Consider the following 3,096-nt stretch of genomic DNA (forward strand, 5'->3'; position numbering starts at 1 on the left):
CCGGGCCAGGACGTGTCGGAGACGACGGTCCAGCCGCGCGCGGCGGACAGGCGGGCGGCCTCTTCCACCGAATCGTCGTAGGTGCCGTCGACGCGGATGATCTCGGCGCCGAGGCCGGCGATCGCCGCCACCCGCGCCGGGCTGACGCCGGCGTGCACCAGGATCGCGCAGCGGCTGCCCAGCATCGCCGCCCCCTGCGCCACCGAGCGGCCGTGATTTCCGTCGGTCGCGCAGGCGAAGGTCATGGTGGCGGCGATGTTGCGGACCTCCGGCGCGGCCATGTCGGCGTAGCCGACGGGGCGGCCGAGGCGGCGGGCGGCTTCCTCCAGCACGAGGCGGACCACGGCGTAGGCGCCGCCGAGCGCCTTGAAGCTGCCGAGGCCGAAGCGGGTCGATTCGTCCTTGAGGTGGAGTGCCGCGACGCCGAGCCGCGCGGCGAGGCAAGGCAGGGCGATGAGCGGCGTCGGGCGGTGATCGGGGCGGTGGGCGAGGTAGCGGGCGAGTTCATCGGCCGCGTCGGCGCCGAGCAGCGCGGCGTCGGCGGCGTCCAGCGGCGCGCCGTGGGCGGGATCGGGGTTCAGGATCAGCATGTCTTTGCTCCCGCCGGAATCGAGGGGCCGGCCTCATGGTCCGCCGCCGTTATGCCGGGGTCGGGGCGGCGCGCCAATCCGGCGGGCGCCTCATGGCACGGCGAGCGGCTCGGGCTTTTGCGCTTCCTTCGCGGCGGCGCGGCGGCGGAAGGGGAAAAAGCGCTCGCGGCGGGTTTCGGCGAGCATGACGCGCTGGTGGACGCGCAGCAGGTCGGCGCGGGAGACGATGCCGAGGAGGCGGCCTTCCGCGTCGACCACGGGGATTCGCGGGGCGTTCCGGGTGAGCATCCGCACCGCGATGGTGTCGGCCATCTCGTCGGGCGCGGCGGTCGTCACCTCGCGGCCGGCGATCATCGCGCGCAAGGGCAGGTCGCGCCGCACCTCGTCGCCGATCCAGTCGAGGATGTCGGCGCGGGAGACGAGGCCGAGCACGAGGCCGTCCGGCGCCGTCACCGGGAAGGCGCGGTGGGCCGCCGCGTGCGAGAGGAAGCGCTCGATCGCAGCCCCCACCGGCAGGTCCGCCGCCAGCGTGTCCACCTCGGTTGCCATGATGTCGCGGATGCGGGTCACCGCCAGCGGGTCGATGCTGTATTCGCGGGTGAGGTGATGGCCGCGCCGGGCGATCTTCTCGGTCAGGATCGAGCGCTTCATCAGCAGGACGGTCACCGCCATGCTGGCCATGCTGGCGGCGAGCACCGGCAGGAGGATGAGGTGGTTGCCGGTGAGTTCGACGGCGAACAGCGTCGAGGTCAGCGGGGCGCGCATGGTGCCGCCCATCATCGCCGCCATGCCGAGCACCGCCCAGAAGCCGGGCGCGGCGTGCGGCATGACGGGGGCGAGGACGGCGCCGAGCGCGCCGCCGATGATCAGCAGCGGCGCCAGCACGCCGCCCGAGGTGCCCGAGCCCAGCGCCACCGACCAGATCACGCCCTTGACCAGGACGAGACGGATCGCGGCCCCGCCGGCGAGCGTGCCGGCGAGCAGGCGCGCGATGTCGGGATAGCCGACGCCGAGGGCCGCCGGGTCGAACACGCCGCCGATGCCGACGACGAGGCCGCCCAGCACCGGCCACCACATCCAGTGGATCGGCAGTGTCTCGAACCCGTCCTCGGCGGCGTAGACGAGCACGGTGAGCAGGGCGGAGCCGAGCCCGGCGGCGAGGCCGAGGCCGAGCCAGCCGAAGGCGTGCAGCGGATCGACGATCACCCCGCCGGCATAGGGAAACAGCGGCGCCGGCGTCATGCAGAAGCGGCGGAGGATGGCGGCGGTGATGCAGGCGACGCCGACGGGGATGATGCTGCGCGGCTTCAGCTCGAACAGCAGGAGTTCGACCGCGAGCAGGAGGGCGGCGACCGGGGTGCCGAAAACCGCCGTCATGCCCGCGCAGGCGCCGGCGACGAGCAGGGTCTTGCGCTCGGCATCGGTCAGGGTGAAGCACTGCGCCATCAGCGAGGCGGCGGCGCCGCCGGTCATGATGATCGGCCCCTCGGCGCCGAACGGGCCGCCGGTGCCGATCGAGATCGCCGACGAGATCGGCTTGAGGATCGCCACCCGCAGGTCGAGCCGGGCGCCGCCGAGCAGGATCGCCTCGATCGCCTCGGGGATGCCGTGGCCGCGGATCTTCTCCGAGCCGTAGCGGGCCATCAGGCCGATCAGCACGGCGCCGCCGGCGGGAACGAGGATCGTCCACAGCGCGGGATGGCCGCCCGGCGCGGCGCCGCCCGGCGCCAGCATCCGGGTCGACCAGACGCCGTAATAGGCGAGGTCGTTGATCAGCCCGATCATGCGCAGCAGGATCCAGCCGGCGATGACGCCGAACAGGCCGGCGCAGGCGCCGAAGCCGATCAGCCGGAAGATCCCGCGGTCGGTCGTGAAGTCGCCAAGGCGAACGGGGGGTGGCAGACTGGGCGAAGGTGACATCGATGGCGGACTCCGGGCCGGGGAAGAGCTGGCCATATATCGTAATGCGATATACAACGGCAACCCGCCGGGAAGAGGAGACAGCATGGCTGATGCGCGGTTGACCGACGAGGATTACGAGATGCTGGCCTCGTTCCGCTTCGCGCTGCGGAAGTTCATCGCCTTCAGCGAGGCCGCCGCCCGGCGCGACGGGCTGACGCCGCGCCAGCACCAGGCGCTGCTCGGCATCCGCGCCATGCAGGGCCAGGGCGCGGCGAGCGTTTCCGACCTCGCGGCGTTCCTGATCCTGCAGCACAACAGCACGGTGGAGCTGGTCGACCGGCTGGTGGCCGCCGGTTTCGTGGCGCGGGCGACCGACCCGGAAGACGGGCGGCGGGTGCGGCTGGCGCTGACCGGAAGCGGCGAGGCGCGGCTCGCCGCGCTGTCGCAGACGCATCTGGACGAGCTGGAGCAGATCGGCCCGGAACTGCGGCGGCTGCTCGCGCGCATCCAGCGCTACCGCCGCCGGGTCCGCGGCACCGCGCGCTGCGGGGATGCGGGCGGGTGATGCCGGCGCCGGAGATTTCGGCATGATCGGCGCGATGAA

Annotated in this window: 3 protein-coding genes; 1 reads left to right on the plus strand and 2 read right to left on the minus strand. The window is 73.1% G+C overall.

Annotated features, from left to right (window positions below):
- Together APM_RS01625 and APM_RS01630 are read right to left on the minus strand one after the other, a co-directional pair.
- The coding region (locus tag APM_RS01625) for a pyridoxal-phosphate dependent enzyme (protein WP_007421613.1) at positions 1–590 on the minus strand (590 nt) is incomplete at its 3' end.
- 90 nt (positions 591–680) lie between these two features.
- Positions 681–2,510, minus strand: a complete 1,830-nt coding sequence (locus tag APM_RS01630; protein WP_007421614.1) for a chloride channel protein — start codon at positions 2,508–2,510, stop codon at positions 681–683.
- 85 nt (positions 2,511–2,595) lie between these two features.
- Between APM_RS01630 and APM_RS01635 the strand changes: the two genes are divergently transcribed.
- The gene (locus APM_RS01635; RefSeq protein ID WP_007421615.1) at positions 2,596–3,057 is read left to right on the plus strand and encodes a MarR family winged helix-turn-helix transcriptional regulator; all 462 of its coding nucleotides are present in this window, start codon (positions 2,596–2,598) and stop codon (positions 3,055–3,057) included.
- The last annotated feature ends 39 nt before the right edge of the window (positions 3,058–3,096 follow it).

It is taken from the genome of Acidiphilium sp. PM, assembly GCF_000219295.1.
Taxonomy (GTDB): Bacteria; Pseudomonadota; Alphaproteobacteria; order Acetobacterales; family Acetobacteraceae; genus Acidiphilium; species Acidiphilium multivorum.